The 14,968-nt window shown below is 71.8% G+C and carries 11 protein-coding genes; 8 read left to right on the top strand and 3 right to left on the bottom strand.

Annotated elements, in window-relative coordinates:
* The first annotated feature begins 14 nt into the window (after positions 1–14).
* From MB828_RS13865 to cimA, 6 genes are all read left to right on the top strand, one after another.
* Positions 15–1,316, top strand: a complete 1,302-nt coding sequence (locus MB828_RS13865) for a KamA family radical SAM protein (RefSeq protein WP_301648404.1) — start codon at positions 15–17, stop codon at positions 1,314–1,316.
* Between the two features lie 172 nt (positions 1,317–1,488).
* A complete protein-coding gene (gene ureA / locus MB828_RS13860; protein WP_301648403.1) occupies positions 1,489–2,187 on the top strand; it encodes an urease subunit gamma in 699 nt (232 codons plus the stop codon).
* A complete protein-coding gene (locus MB828_RS13855) occupies positions 2,184–3,896 on the top strand; it encodes an urease subunit alpha (RefSeq protein WP_301648402.1) in 1,713 nt (570 codons plus the stop codon). Before ureA ends, MB828_RS13855 begins: the two co-directional genes overlap by 4 nt.
* 24 nt (positions 3,897–3,920) lie before the next feature.
* Positions 3,921–4,958, top strand: coding sequence for an agmatine deiminase family protein (locus MB828_RS13850; protein ID WP_301648401.1), 1,038 nt, complete (start codon positions 3,921–3,923; stop codon positions 4,956–4,958).
* 14 nt (positions 4,959–4,972) lie between these two features.
* Complete coding sequence (locus MB828_RS13845; RefSeq protein WP_133027250.1) at positions 4,973–5,575, top strand: TetR/AcrR family transcriptional regulator; 603 nt, start codon at positions 4,973–4,975, stop codon at positions 5,573–5,575.
* Positions 5,576–5,873: 298 nt separating this feature from the next.
* A complete protein-coding gene (gene cimA, locus MB828_RS13840) occupies positions 5,874–7,484 on the top strand; it encodes a citramalate synthase (RefSeq protein WP_301648400.1) in 1,611 nt (536 codons plus the stop codon).
* A gap of 10 nt (positions 7,485–7,494) precedes the next feature.
* Here the strand turns inward: cimA and MB828_RS13835 are convergent, their stop codons facing one another.
* Both MB828_RS13835 and MB828_RS13830 read right to left on the bottom strand, forming a co-directional pair.
* Entirely contained in the window at positions 7,495–7,986 is a 492-nt protein-coding gene (locus MB828_RS13835; protein ID WP_301648399.1) for a hypothetical protein, read from the bottom strand.
* Positions 7,987–8,001: 15 nt separating this feature from the next.
* Positions 8,002–9,897, bottom strand: coding sequence for a lectin (locus tag MB828_RS13830; RefSeq protein ID WP_430381377.1), 1,896 nt, complete (start codon positions 9,895–9,897; stop codon positions 8,002–8,004).
* 127 nt (positions 9,898–10,024) lie between these two features.
* On the opposite strand from MB828_RS13830, the gene MB828_RS13825 reads away from it, so the two are divergent.
* Together MB828_RS13825 and MB828_RS13820 are read left to right on the top strand one after the other, a co-directional pair.
* Positions 10,025–13,036 (top strand): glycoside hydrolase family 3 protein, encoded by a 3,012-nt coding sequence (locus MB828_RS13825; protein ID WP_301648397.1) that lies wholly within the window; start codon positions 10,025–10,027, stop codon positions 13,034–13,036.
* Between the two features lie 39 nt (positions 13,037–13,075).
* On the top strand, positions 13,076–14,482 hold the full coding sequence (locus MB828_RS13820; RefSeq protein WP_301648396.1) for a hypothetical protein: 1,407 nt from the start codon (positions 13,076–13,078) through the stop codon (positions 14,480–14,482).
* A gap of 1 nt (position 14,483) precedes the next feature.
* Here the strand turns inward: MB828_RS13820 and MB828_RS13815 are convergent, their stop codons facing one another.
* On the bottom strand, positions 14,484–14,930 hold the full coding sequence (locus MB828_RS13815) for a MarR family winged helix-turn-helix transcriptional regulator (protein ID WP_301648395.1): 447 nt from the start codon (positions 14,928–14,930) through the stop codon (positions 14,484–14,486).
* Positions 14,931–14,968 lie beyond the last annotated feature (38 nt).

Below are 14,968 nucleotides of genomic sequence, written 5' to 3'. Positions count from 1 at the left end.
GGCCCCAGCACACGATGAGCTCAGCGCACCACCCCCGGTTCCGCGCCTTCACGCCCCGTGACCTAGACGGTCTGCTGCGGCGCATCCCCCTGACGGACGATCAGCGGCTCGCGCTCCGGGCGGTCTCCGCGGTCCTGCCGTTCCGTACGAACGCGTATGTCGTCGACGAACTGATCGACTGGTCGGCCGTGCCCGAGGACCCCGTCTTCCGGCTGACCTTCCCGCAGGCCGGGATGCTGCCCGCGCCCGACGTCCGCCGGATGGCCGACCTGCTGGGCGCGGACGCGCCCCGGGCGGAGATCCAGCGCGCCGCCCACGAGATCCGGATGCGGCTCAACCCGCACCCCTCGGGGCAGCTCGACGCCAACGTCCCCGTGCACGAGGGCCGCCGCCTCACCGGGCTCCAGCACAAGTACCCGGAGACGGTGCTGGTCTTCCCGCGCCAGGGGCAGACCTGCCACGCCTACTGCACGTACTGCTTCCGCTGGCCGCAGTTCGTCGGCGAGACGGACCTGCGGATCGCCACCGACGACATCGCCGCCACGACCGGCTATCTGCGCGCCCACCCCGAGGTGTCCAGCGTGCTGATCACGGGCGGTGACCCGCTGGTGATGAGCACCGAGGTGCTGCGCCGCTATGTCGAACCCCTGCTGGAGATCGGCACGATCCGCTCGGTCCGGCTCGGCACCAAGTCCCTTGCCTTCTGGCCGTACCGTTTCACCACCGACCGCGACGCCGACGACCTGCTGCGCCTCTTCGAACAGGTGGTGGCGAGCGGCCGGCACCTGGCGCTGATGGCCCACTTCACGCACCCGCAGGAGCTGCGTCCGCCGGTGGTGGCCGAGGCGATGCGCCGGGTCCGGGACACCGGGGCCGTGATCCGCTGCCAGGGCCCGCTGGTCGCCGGGATCAACGACAGCGCGGACGCCTGGGCCGAGCTGTGGGAGCGCACGACCACGCTGGGCGCGGTGCCGTACTACCAGTTCGTGGAGCGGGACACCGGCCCGCAGGGCTGGTTCGGGGTCCCGCTGGCGCGCGGCCACGCCGTCTTCCGCGACGCCTACGCCCGGGTCTCCGGCCTCGCCCGCACGGTCCGCGGCCCGGTGATGTCGGCGATGCCCGGCAAGGTCTGCGTGGACGGGGTCGCCGAGATCGCCGGCGAGAAGGTCTTCGCGCTGCATCTGATCCAGGCCCGCGACCCGTCCCTGGTGGGCCGCCCCTTCTTCGCCGCGTACGACGAGCAGGCGACCTGGTTCACCGACCTCAAACCGGCGTTCGGCTCGACCCGGTTCCTGCCGGGACTGGAGCCGGGGTGACCGGCACCGTGGGCCGGCCGGCCGTGAGCGCCAGGTAGACGAGGCCGCCGGTCAGGGCCGGATTGCACTGCGCTTAGAACGGCATTCTATGTGAGTCATGACGCGGTGGGCGTGAACCCTTTCCTTCATGGAATTCGTTGATTAGAGTGACGTTCCAAGTGAAGGGAACGAGATGCGGCTGACCCCCACCGAACGCGACCGGCTGCTGCTCTTCGGAGCCGCCGAGCTGGCCCGTGCCCGCCGCGCGCGGGGCCTCAGGCTCAACGTGCCGGAGGCCACCGCGCTGATCGCGGACACCGTCTGCGAGGCCGCCCGCGACGGCAGGCGGCTCGCCGAGGCCGTCGAGGCGGCCCGCGCCGTCCTCGGCCCGGCCGACGTGCTGCCCGGCGTCGCCGACGTGGTCACCGAGGTGCATGTCGAGGCGGTCTTCGACGACGGGTCGCGGCTCGCGATCGTCACCGACCCGATCGGCGGCGGGGGACTGGGGGAGGACGCCCCCGGCGCCCTGCTGCCCGGCCCCGAGCACGCCGACCCGGAGGCGGCGGTCCGGCTCACCGTGACCAACACCGCCACCGTCCCGGTCTCCGTCACCTCCCACTTCCACTTCTTCGAGGCCAACCCGCGTCTCGACTTCGACCGCGCCGCCGCCTACGGACTGCGCCTCGCCGTCCCCGCCGGCTCCTCCGTGCGGTTCGGGCCGGGGGAGTCGCAGGAGGTCGGTCTCCTGCCGATCGGCGGCGCCCGGGTCGCCATCGGCTTCGCCGGGCTGGTCGACGGGCCGCTGGACGCGCCCGGCGCCCGCGAGGAGGCCCTGCGCCGCGCCGCCGCCTGCGGCTACCTGGGCGTGCCCCGCGGGGAGGCCGGCCGATGAGCCGCCCCGGAGGCCACCCCGCCGAGGCCCGCCGCCTCACCCCGCACGAGTACGCCGCCACCCACGGCCCCCGCGCCGGCGACCGGGTCCGGCTCGGCGACTCGGGGCTCGTGATCCGCGTCGAGGACGACTCCCAGCGCTACGGCGACGAGTTCCTCGCCGGGTTCGGCAAGACCGCCCGCGACGGACTGCATCTGAAGGCCGCCGCCGTCCGCGAGACCTGCGACGTCGTCATCAGCAACGTGGTCGTGATCGACGCCGTGCTCGGCATCCGCAAGGTGTCCATCGGCATCCGCGAGGGGCGGATCTGCTCCATCGGCCGGGCCGGCAACCCCGACACCCTCGACGGGGTGGAGGTCGTGGTGGGCACCGGGACGTCGATCGTGTCCGGCGAGGGGCTGATCGCCACCGCCGGCGCCGTCGACACCCACGTCCACCTGCTGTCGCCGCGCATCATGGAGGCCTCCCTCGCCTCCGGCGTGACCACGGTCATCGGGCAGGAGTTCGGCCCGGTGTGGGGGGTGGGCGTCAACTCGCCCTGGGCGCTGAAGCACGCGTTCGGCGCCTTCGACGCCTGGCCGGTCAACATCGGTTTCCTGGGCCGGGGGTCGTCCTCGCACCGGGCACCGCTGGTGGAGGCGCTGGCGGAGGGCGGTGCCTCCGGCTTCAAGGTGCACGAGGACATGGGCGCCCACACCCGGGCGCTGGACACCGCCCTGCGGGTCGCCGAGGAACACGACGTCCAGGTCGCCCTGCACAGCGACGGCCTCAACGAGTGCCTGTCCGTGGAGGACACCCTCCGGGTCCTCGAGGGCCGCACCATCCACGCCTTCCACATCGAGGGCTGCGGCGGCGGACACGTGCCGAACGTCCTGAAAATGGCCGGTGTCCCCAACGTCATCGGCTCCTCCACCAACCCCACCCTGCCCTTCGGCCGGGACGCGGTCGCCGAGCACTACGGGATGATCGTCTCCGTCCACGACCTGAAGACCGACCTGCCCGGCGACGCCGCCATGGCCCGGGACCGGATCCGGGCCGGCACCATGGGCGCCGAGGACGTCCTGCACGACTTGGGCGCGATCGGCATCACCTCGTCGGACGCCCAGGGCATGGGCCGGGCCGGCGAGACCGTCCGCCGCACCTTCGCCATGGCCGGGAAGATGAAGGCCGAGCTGGGCGCCCCGGACGACGGGCACGACAACGAGCGCGTGCTGCGCTACATGGCCAAGCTGACCATCAACCCGGCCATCGCGCACGGCCTCGCACACGAGGTCGGCTCGATCGAGGTCGGCAAGCTCGCCGACATCGTGCTCTGGTCGCCTGAGTACTTCGGCGCCAAGCCGCAGCTCGTGCTCAAGTCCGGCTTCCCGGCGTACGGCGTGACCGGCGACCCGAACGCGGCCACCGACACCTGCGAACCCCTCGTCCTGGGACCGCAGTTCGGGGCCCACGGGGCGACCCCCGCCGACATCTCGGTGGCGTTCGTCGCCCAGGCGGCACTCGACCAGGGCCACGACACCATGCCCACCCGCCGCCGCCGGGTCGCCGTCCGCGGCACCCGTGGCATCGGCCCGGCCGACCTGCGGCTCAACTCCCGTACCGGAGCGGTCGACGTTGACCAGCGCACCGGTCTGGTCACCCTCGACGGCGAGCCGATCCGCTCGCAGCCCGCCGACTCCGTCTCCCTCAGCCGGCTCTACTTCCTGTAAAAGTCACCTTCTGTGAGGACCCCCATGAACAAGGCAGCCTCCGACGGCTTCCGGATGCCCGCCGAGTGGGCCCCGCACGAGCGCACCTGGATGGCGTGGCCGGGCCCCAACCCCACCTTCGACGACCCGGACGACCTGCGGCTGTCCAGGATGGCCTGGGCCTCGGTGGCCCGGGCCGTGCTCCGCTTCGAGCCGGTGACCGTCGTCTGCGGCCCCGGTCAGTCGGCCGAGGCGCAGGCACTGCTCGGGCCGGGCGTCGACACCGTCGAGCGTGACCTCGACGACGCCTGGATGCGGGACATCGGCCCCACCTTCCTCACCGACGGGCGGCAACTCGCCGCGGTGGACTGGACGTTCAACGGCTGGGGCGCCCAGCACTGGGCGCGCTGGGAGCACGACGCGAAGATCGCCGCCCATGTCGCGGACCTCGCGGGCGCGAAGACGTACGCCTCGAAGCTGGTGAACGAGGGCGGCGCGATCCACGTCGACGGCGAGGGGACCGTCCTGCTGACGGAGACCGTGCAGCTCGGCCCCGAGCGCAACCCGGACTGGACCCGCGAGGAGGTCGAGGCCGAGATCCACGGCATGCTCGGCACCCGCAAGGCGATCTGGCTGCCCCGCGGCCTCACCGGCGACTATCCCCCGCACGGCTTCGGCACCCTCGGGCACGTCGACATCGTCGCCGCCTTCGCCCGTCCCGGCGTCGTGGTCGCGCACCACCAGCCGGACCCGGCCCACCCCGACCACGAGGTCACCCGGGAGGTCATCGGTCTGCTCCGGTCCGGGACCGACGCCCGCGGCCGCGCCCTGGAGGTCGTCGAGGTGCCCGCGCCGACCGTCCTGGAGGCCGACGGGCACTGGGCCGACTACTCCTACATCAACCACTACCTCTGCAACGGCGGGGTCGTGCTCTGCGGCTTCGACGACCCGCGCGACGAGACCGCCGCCGGGATCTTCCGCCGTCTCTTCCCCGAACGGACCGTGACCCTGGTGGACGCCCGTACGATCTTCGCAGGCGGTGGCGGTATCCACTGCATCACCCAGCAGCAGCCGAGGATCTAGGAGCGGAGCGGAACATGGCCGGTGCGCGCAGGAACGCCCCGCCCCGCGAGGACGTGCTCGCCGCCGCCATGACCATGATCGCCGACCGCGGCCTGGAGAAGCTCACCATGGCCGCCCTCGGCCGCGAGGTCGGCATGAGCAGCGGCCACCTGCTCTACTACTTCCACTCCAAGGACGAACTCCTGCTCCAGACCCTGGAGTGGAGCGAGGGCCGGCTGGGCGCCGAGCGCGGCCGGCTGCTCACCGGCCGCGGCACCGCCCGCGAGCGCCTGGACGCGTACGTCGACCTGTACGTGCCCGACGGGCACCACGACCCGCACTGGACGCTCTGGCTGGAGGTCTGGAACCGCTCGCAGAACGCCGGGGAGGCCGCCCGCGACCGGCAGGCCGCCATCGAGGGTGCCTGGCACCGCGACCTGGTCGCGCTGCTCGCGGAGGGCGTCTCCAGGGGCGAGTTCCGCCCGGTCGACCCGGACCGCTGCGCCGCCCGCCTGCGCGCCCTGCTCGACGGCTTCTCCATCCATGTGGCGATCGGCCTGCGCGGCACCGACCGGGCGCAGGTTCTCGGTCATGTCCGCGAGTTCCTGGAAGCCGATCTCGTGCGACACCCGGTGTGACGACCGCATCCTGAGACGGTGGGTGAGCCGGGGGCGGGGCTGTGCCAGACTGCCTCCGTGCTCTCGTTCGCCATGATTATTGGCAGCAGGCGCGCCGGTCCGCAGTGACCACCACGTACGACCAGGTACGGGTGGCCATCGTCGTCCTCGACCCGCGCGCAGACCTCTCGCACCCGCGAGGGGTTTTTTCGTTTTCCGGCCCACCTTCAGCCGGGAGACAGGCGCGAGGGACCATGGAGGCACGGTGGAGCCGGTCATTCCGGTACGACCGAGATTCGACATCAGGAGCCTTGAGACCATGACCGAGACGGAAACCAACGAGCTGGACGACTCGTTCCACGTCTTCGACACCACGCTGCGCGACGGCGCGCAGCGCGAGGGCATCAACCTCACCGTCGCGGACAAGCTGGCCATCGCCCGGCACCTGGACGACTTCGGCGTGGGCTTCATCGAGGGCGGCTGGCCGGGCGCCAATCCCCGGGACACCGAGTTCTTCGCCCGCGCCCAGCAGGAGATCGACTTCCGGCACGCCCAGCTGGTCGCCTTCGGCGCCACCCGCCGGGCCGGCGCCAAGGCGGCGGAGGACCCCCAGGTCAAGGCCCTGCTGGAATCCGGCGCCCCGGTGATCACGCTGGTCGCCAAGTCCCACGACCGGCATGTCGAACTGGCCCTGCGCACCACCCTCGACGAGAACCTGGAGATGGTCCGCGACACCGTCTCCTTCCTCAAGGACCAGGGCCGCCGGGTCTTCGTCGACTGCGAGCACTTCTTCGACGGCTACCGCGCCAACCCCGAGTACGCGAAGGCCGTCGTACGGGCCGCCTCGGACGCGGGCGCCGACGTCGTCATCCTCTGTGACACCAACGGCGGCATGCTGCCCGCCCAGGTCAACGCCGTCGTGTCCACCGTCCTCGCGGACACCGGCGCCCGGCTCGGCATCCACGCCCAGGACGACACCGGCTGCGCGGTCGCCAACACCCTCGCCGCCGTCGACGCGGGCGCCACCCACGTCCAGTGCACCGCGAACGGCTACGGCGAGCGGGTCGGCAACGCCAACCTGTTCCCGGTGGTCGCCGCCCTGGAGCTGAAGTACGGCAAGAAGGTGCTGCCCGACGGGCGGCTGCGCGAGATGACCCGCATCTCGCACGCCATCGCCGAGGTCGTCAACCTCACGCCCTCCACCCACCAGCCGTACGTCGGGGTCTCCGCCTTCGCCCACAAGGCCGGCCTGCACGCCTCCGCCATCAAGGTCGACCCCGACCTCTATCAGCACACCGACCCCGCCCTCGTCGGCAACACCATGCGCATGCTGGTCTCCGACATGGCGGGCCGCGCCTCCATCGAGCTCAAGGGCAAGGAACTGGGCGTCGACCTCGGCGGCGACCGGGAACTGGTCGGCCGGGTGGTGGAGCGCGTCAAGGAACGCGAGCTCAAGGGCTACACCTACGAGGCGGCCGACGCCTCCTTCGAACTCCTGCTGCGCGCCGAGGTCGAGGGCAAACCCCGCTCCTACTTCCGCGTCGAGTCCTGGCGTGCCATCGTCGAGGACCGCCCCGACGGCACCCACGCCAACGAGGCCACGGTCAAGCTCTGGGCCAAGAGCGAGCGCATCGTCGCCACGGCGGAGGGCAACGGCCCGGTCAACGCCCTCGACCGGGCCCTGCGGGTGGCCCTGGAGAAGATCTACCCGCAGCTCGCCAAGCTCGACCTGGTCGACTACAAGGTCCGCATCCTGGAGGGCAAGCACGGCACCGAGTCCATCACCCGGGTCCTGATCTCCACCTCCGACGGCAGCGGCGAATGGTCCACGGTCGGCGTCGCGGAGAACGTGATCGCCGCGTCCTGGCAGGCCCTGGAGGACGCCTACACCTACGGCCTGCTGCGGGCCGGCGTCGAGCCCGCCGAGTAGGCCGTCCGGTTCAGCACGAGTCCTCGGCGAGTCTCTCGAACTCGCCGAGGCCCATCACCCGGCCGTCGGCCCAGACCTGACCGGCCCCCAGCTTCGCCAGGTCGGCCGTCCGGAACGTCAGCGTGGTGGTGTACTCGTAGTCGGACTCGCCTTTCATGAAGCCGAGTTGATAGGTGTACCCGGCCACCGCGTGCTGGGTCCCGGTGTGCCGGGCGTGCCAGTCGGCGGGCGGATCGAAGAGCGGGAAGCTCGCCCTGCCGGGCCGCAGGGTCTTCTCGACCCGCCAGCCGGACAGGTTGCGCCCGGAGCCGTCCCGGGCCCGGGTGCCGCTGAGGGAAAGACCCTGCACCCGGTCGTCGCCGCACGGCCGGACCAGCGCGTGCGGCCTGCCGTCCAGGCCCACCCGTACTGCGGCCAGCGGCGCCGCCACGGACTCGCACCCGGTCAGCAGCACCGCGGCGGCCGTGACCAGCACGGCCGCCGCCCCCGTCGTACCCCTCATGGTGCTCCTACGGCACTACTGCAGATGCCACTTCTGGTTGGCGGCCCCCGTGCACGACCAGATCTGCGCCCGCGCGCCGTTCGCCGACGAGTTGTCCGTGACGTCGAGGCACTTGTTCGCCGCCGTGTTCACGACATCACCGGTCGAGGAGTTGTACGACCACTGTTGCGCACCGGTTCCGTTGCAGTCGTACAACTGCACCTTCGCCCCGTCCGCCGTCGAGGCCGAGGTCACGTCGAGGCACTTGCCGAGCGCCCGGACCGAGCCGTCGGACTGCACGGTCCACTGCTGGGCGGTGGAGCCGTTGCAGTCGTAGAGCTGGACGGCGGTGCCGTTCGCGGCCGAACCGCCCGCCACGTCCAGGCACTTGCCCGCCAGCCCCACGAAGGCGCCGGTCTGGCTGCCGCCGCCCGACTGGGTGCCGGACCAGGTGAAGGTCGCCGACGTCTTGCCGGGGAGCGAGTAGGTGGCGTGCTGGGAGCCCCAGTTGATGGTGACGGTCTTGGCGGAGGACGCGTCGTTGTAGGCGATCAGGGCCTTCGAGCCGTCCGGGTTGCGCCAGGCCACGTTCGGCACGGCGGTGGACGCCGTGGAGGCGATCCGCTGCGCGCCGGGCCGGACGAACTTCGTCAGCTGGCCCATCGTGTAGTACTCGACGGTGTAGTCGACGGTCCCGCTCGCGCCGTCCCCGTTGTGCACGGTGATCAGGCCGGTGCAGGTGCCGCAACCGCCGTTGTGCGGGCCCATGTTCTGGTCCACGGCCAGCGACCACTTGGTCACCGACTTCGCCCAGTTGCGGGTGTAGTCGATGATGTTGTTCATGTCCTCGCGCTGCTGGTTGGCGACCCAGGTGCCGCCGGAGTGCTCGGTGCCGAACGCGTCCAGGTTCGGGTACTGGTTGTGGACGGTGGTCTGCTTGGAGACCCCGCTGATGTCGCTGTAGCCGTGCCAGGCGATCCCGCCGAAGTTGGGGTGGTTGCGGATGGTCGCGTCGTCCACGGACGCGGCCGCGTAGGAGTCGTAGACGTCCCAGTTCCAGTCGTGCGCCAGGACCTTGGTGGACAGGCCGGCCGACTGGAGCTGCGGCAGCAGGTCGTTCTTGAGGAAGTACTGGAGCCCCGAGGCGTTCCAGCTCATCGACGGATAGCCGGAACAGCAGGTCGGCTCGTTCTGCGGGGTCACGTAGGAGACGTTGACGCCCTGGTTCTTGTACGCCTGGAGGTACTTCACGAAGTAGGCGGCGTAGGCCGCGTAGTCCTCGGACTTCAGCCAGCCCCCGTTGAGCGAGCCGCTGTCCTTCATCCACGCCGGTGCCGTCCATGGCGAGGCCATGACAGTCAGGGAGGGGTTCAGCTGGAGCGCCTGCTTGGTCAGCGGCACGACGTCGGCGAGGTCGTGCGAGATGGAGAAGCTGTTCAGGTTCGGGTCGGTCTGCCCGGCGGGTACGTCGTCGTACGTGTACCCGTACCGGGCCAGGTCCGAGGCGCCCATCGGATTGCGCAGGAACGACAGTCCGATGCCGTCCGTGGGGGAGAACAGCTTCTTCATGGTCGCGTCCCGGGTGGCCTGGGACAGCGCCCCGCTGCTGTTCATCAGCCAGGCCGCGGTGTCCGTGAACGAGGCGCCGCCGCCGGTGAAGGTCTGGTAGCGGGTGTTCTCGTCGACGGTGATGTTCTCGCCGCCGCCGCCGGTCCCGGAGGAGAAGGCGAACGGCGTCTGGGCCTGGAGGCCGCGCGTGACATGGCGTCCCGCGGAGTCGTCGGTGGTGGTGAGGTACGCGGTGACCTGCTCGCCGGCCGCGTGCGCCGGCGGTACGACGGCACTGAACCCGGCCGCGGTGAGCAGCCCGGCGAGGAGCAGCCGGAGGGTGCGGGGGGTGCTTCTCGTCGGCACGTGGGGGGTGCTTCTCATCGACACATCGCCCTTCCTGACGGGACGTCTTGACGGGTGTGCGAGCCGTTAGTTAACTCACGTCGTGATCTAAGCCATGAGTGAACTGTGGGAGCCCCGAGTGAACCAGAGAGCCGAGGGAAGGTCCATGCCAAGAGCCGCCCTGCTCGTCTCCACCGCCCTACTCGCAGCCCTGATCCCCCTGTCCGCCGCCAGCGCCGCCGACGACCCCGCGCCCACCCCCGTCGACCGCTTCGAGGGCGAGGTCCCCTTCGCCTCCCAGCCCGCCGACGGCATCTTCACCTGGGGCGGCGACAGCGACGACCCGCCCGCCCTGCGGTTCGCCGACCGCGCCGACGCCCCCGAGGGCGCCAAGGTGCTCGCCGGGACCTATGACATCAGCGGCTACGGCGGCTTCTCCCACGACTTCGCCGCCACCGAGCCCGCTCACGACTGGTCCGCCCACAAGGGCATCCGCTTCTGGTGGGACGGCCAGGACAACGGCAAGAAGACCGCGTTCGAGATCAAGGACGGCGGGGCCAACGGCGAGGCCTCGGAGCTGTGGACGACGTCCTTCACCGACGACTTCTCYGGCTGGAAGCAGATCGAGATCCCGTTCACCGACTTCGTCTACCGCACCGACTACCAGCCGGTCGGCGGCATCGACCACGTCCTCGGCCTCACCCAGATGTGGGGCTACGCGGTCACCCTCCCCGTCGGGGTCAAGGGTCAGTTCGCCATGGACGACGTGGAGCTGTACGGCAAGGCCGACCAGGCGCTGCGCGCGTCGGTCACCACGGACGCGGCCGTCTACCCGGTGAAGGAGGGCGGCACGGCGAGCGTGAAGGTCACCGTCGCCACCACCGGCTCGGCCCCGATCGACGACCCGGTGACGGTCACCTACGAGACGGCCGGCGGCACCGCCGAGTCCGGCCAGGACTACAAGCCCGTCTCCGGCACCCTCACCTTCCCGGCGGGCACCGCCTCCGGCGCCACGCGGACCATCAAGGTCCCGACGCTGAAGGACCGGTCGGCCGAGTCCGCGGAGACCGTCCCGCTGAAGCTCACGGTCAGCGGCGCCAAGGCCCCGGCGGAGACCCCGCAGGTCGTCATCGACGCGCACGGACTGCCGTACCTGAACAGCAAGCTGCCCGTGAAGAAGCGGGTCGCGGATCTCCTCTCCCGGATGTCCCTGGCGGAGAAGGCCGGGCAGATGACCCAGGCCGAGCGCGGCGCCGTCGGCAACGGCGGTGACATCGCGGCCTACGACCTCGGCTCGCTCCTCTCCGGCGGCGGCTCGACCCCCACGCCCAACACGGCCGCCGCCTGGGCGAAGATGATCGACGGCTTCCAACTGCGGGCGCAGGCCACCCGGTTCCAGATCCCGCTGATCTACGGCGTCGACGCCGTGCACGGCCACAACAACCTGGCCGGTGCCACGATCATGCCCCACAACATCGGCATCGGCGCCACCCGCGACCCTCAACTCGCCGAGAGGACAGGTGCGGTGACGGCGGCCGAGGTCCGGGCCACCGGCATCCCCTGGGACTTCGCGCCCTGCCTCTGCGTCAGCCGCGACGAACGCTGGGGCCGCTCCTACGAGTCCTTCGGCGAGGACCCGGCACTGGTGAAGTCCATGGAGACGGTGATCCAGGGCCTCCAGGGGCGCGCGGACGGACGTGACCTGAAGGACGACGACAAGGTGCTCGCCACCGCCAAGCACTTCGTCGGCGACGGCGGCACCGCGTACGGCTCCTCCACGACCGGCTCGTACACCGTCGACCAGGGCGTCACCACGGTCACCCGGCAGCAGCTGGAGGCGATCCACCTGGCGCCGTTCCAGACGGCCGTGGACCGGGGCGTCGGCACGGTCATGCCGTCGTACTCCTCGCTGGACATCGTCGGCGACGGCCAGGGCCCGGTGAAGATGCACGCCCGTGCCGACATGATCAACGGGGTGCTGAAGGACCGGATGGGCTTCAAGGGCTTCGTGATCAGTGACTGGAACGCCATCGACCAGCTGCCCGGCGACTACCCGGCACACGTCCGTACGGCCGTGAACGCGGGCGTCGACATGATGATGGTCCCCTACAGCTACCAGGACTTCACCGCCACCCTGACCGCCGAGGTGAAGGCCGGCCGCGTCAGCGAGAAGCGCGTCGACGACGCCGTCTCCCGCATCCTCACCCAGAAGTTCGAACTCGGCCTCTTCGAGCACCCCTACGCCGACACCTCCGGCGCCTCGAGGATCGGCTCCACCGCGCACCGGGCGGTGGCCCGCCAGGCGGCCGCCGAGTCGCAGGTGCTGCTGAAGAACTCCGGGAACGTGCTGCCCCTGCGGAAGTCGCAGAAGGTGTACGTCGCCGGGTCCAACGCCGACGACCTCGGCAACCAGACCGGCGGCTGGACCATCACCTGGCAGGGCCAGTCCGGCACCCACACCACCGGCACGACGATCCTCCAGGGCATGCGGAACGCCGGGGGAGACGTCACCTACTCCAAGGACGCCTCGGCGCCCACCTCCGGCTACGACGTGGGTGTGGTCGTCGTCGGGGAGACCCCGTACGCCGAGGGCGTCGGCGACGTCGGCAACGGCAACGACCTGGCCCTGTCCGCGGCCGACCAGGCCGCCGTGGACAAGGTGTGCGCGGCCATGAAGTGCGCGGTGCTGATCGTCTCCGGGCGGCCGCAGCTGATCGGCGACCGGCTCGGCGGGATCGACGCCCTGGTGGCGTCCTGGCTGCCGGGCACCGAGGGCGACGGCGTGGCCGACGTGCTCTACGGCAGGCGCGCCTTCACCGGGCAGCTCCCGGTCACCTGGCCGAAGTCCGAGGCGCAGTTGCCGATCAACGTGGGTGACGCGGCGTACGACCCGCAGTACCCGTACGGCTGGGGTCTGACCACCCTGACGAAGGCCCCCAAGGGTGGCGAGGCGACCCTGCGGAAGCTCGGCAGGGCCGCGCGGACCGCGGAGCGGGCGGGCGCCGCCACGGCGGGCCGCAAGCTGGTCGGCGAGGCCCGGCTGCTGGTCCAGGCGAAGGTGGGCCAGTCGATCACGGCGGCGGTCTCCAAGCCCTTCGCCGACGCCGACCACCTGCTGCTGACCGGGAAGTACGCGGCGGCGGTGGAGAAGCTGACGGAGGCGTACCGGGCCGCATAGGAAATGTCCGCGAAGGGAGGCTTCGGGTAATTTCGAAGCATGAAGGCCGTGCGAAGCATGATGGCCGTGCGACGGACCCGAAGCCTCCCGGCGCTGCTGCTGGCCGTGCTGGCGCTGCTCGCGGTGACCGTGGGCGCCCCGCAGGCCACGGCGGCCACCGGCGTCTCGACGATCGCCGACGCCCTGCGCAGGAGCCCGGTGTACGTCGACCCGGCGGCCGCCGCCCAGCTGTCCACGGCCGAGGCCGACACCCTGGCCCGTCGGATCAAGGACGCGGACAGACCGCTGTTCATCGCCGTCCTGCCGGCCGGCTACCCCACCCGGAACCTCTTCACCGACCTGCGCACCGCCACCGGGATCACCGGCCTGTACGCCGTGCGGCTCGGCGACCGCTTCGACGCCCGCGCCGACGCCGCCGTCCTGCCCCGCACGGCCGTGCAGAACCTGGTCACCAGCGTCCAGGGCGAGACCACCGGGGCCCAGCTGACCGACTTCACCGACCGCGCGCTGGCCAACATGGGCGGCAGGGCACCCTCGTCCTGGGGCGGCGGCGCCACGGACGGCTCCGGGATCTCCAGTACGGCACTGATCGCGCTCGGAGCGGTGGTGGTGGCCGGCGGAGCCGGCGCGTACGCCCTGGTCCGGCGCAACCGCCGACGCCACGAGGAGGAGCGGCGGGCCGCACTGGACCGGCTCCGGGTGGTCGTGGACGAGGACATCACCGCGTTCGGCGAGGAACTGGACCGGCTCGACTTCCATCCGGCCGAGTCCGGCGCCGACGACGCGATGCGCGCCGACTACGAACGCGCCCTGAACGCCTACGACCGGGCGAAGTCCGCCATGGCCGACGCCCGGGGCCCCGAGGACGTCCGCGCGGTCACCGAGGCGCTGGAGGACGGACGGTTCTCGCTCGCCCTGCTGGCCGCCCGCCGCACCGGAAGCCCGCTCCCGGAACGCCGTCCGCCGTGCTTCTTCGACCCCCGGCACGGCCCCTCGGTCACGGACGCCGCCTGGACCCCGCCCGGCGGCGCGCCCCGTGAGGTGCCGGTCTGCGCGGCCGACGCCACCCGGCTGGCCGACGGCCGGGACCCGGTGATCCGCGAGGTCGACACCGACCGCGGCCGCCGCCCGTACTGGGACGCGGGCCCGGCCTACGGTCCCTGGGCGGGCGGCTACTTCGGCGGCGGCATCCTCCCCGGCCTCCTCATCGGCACGGCCCTGGGCGGCTGGATGTCCGCGCCCGCCTACGCTGCCGACTACGGCACCGGCTACGGCGACTTCGGCGGCTTCGACACCGGCGGCTACCAGGGCGGCGACGTCTCGGGCGCGGACTTCGACCCCGGGGACTTCGGCGACTTCGGCGGGGGAGGCGGCGACTTCGGCGGCGGGGGCGGCGACTTCGGCGGCGGGGGCGGGGACAGCGGGGACTTCGGCGGCGGTTTCTGACCTACGGGGCGTCCCCCAGCCGCTCCATCACCGAGGCGGCGAGCAGCAGCACCCCCCGCTCGGTCTCGCCGAGCGACCGCAACGCCTCGGCGAGCCAGGCGTCCCGCTGGGCCATGTCGGCCTCCAGCGCCCGCCGCCCGTCCTCGGTGAGGCTCAGCACGGACTGCCGCCGGTCGACGGTCCCCGCCTCCCGCCGGACGAGCCCCTCCGCCTCCAGCTCGGCGAAGACCCGGGTGAGCGACTGCGGCCGCTGCCGTTCGGCCGCCGAGATCTCGCCGGGTGTGGCACGGCCGTGCCGGTGCAGATGGCCGAGGACGACGAGCTGGTTGGAGCTGAGACTCCCGTCCCCGCGTTCCCGCCGGAGCCGCCGGCTCAGCCGGACCAGTGCGCGGCGGATGCGGGCGGCGTCGGAGAGAGCGCGGTCGACGTCGGGAAGAGCATGATCCATACGGCATATAGTAAGCGAACGCTGATGACTCAGATGCT

The organism is Streptomyces arenae (assembly GCF_022343545.1).
Classification (GTDB): Bacteria; Actinomycetota; Actinomycetes; order Streptomycetales; family Streptomycetaceae; genus Streptomyces; species Streptomyces humi.
Note: the sequence above shows the minus strand (reverse complement) of the source record. Positions and strands in the feature narration are given on the sequence as shown.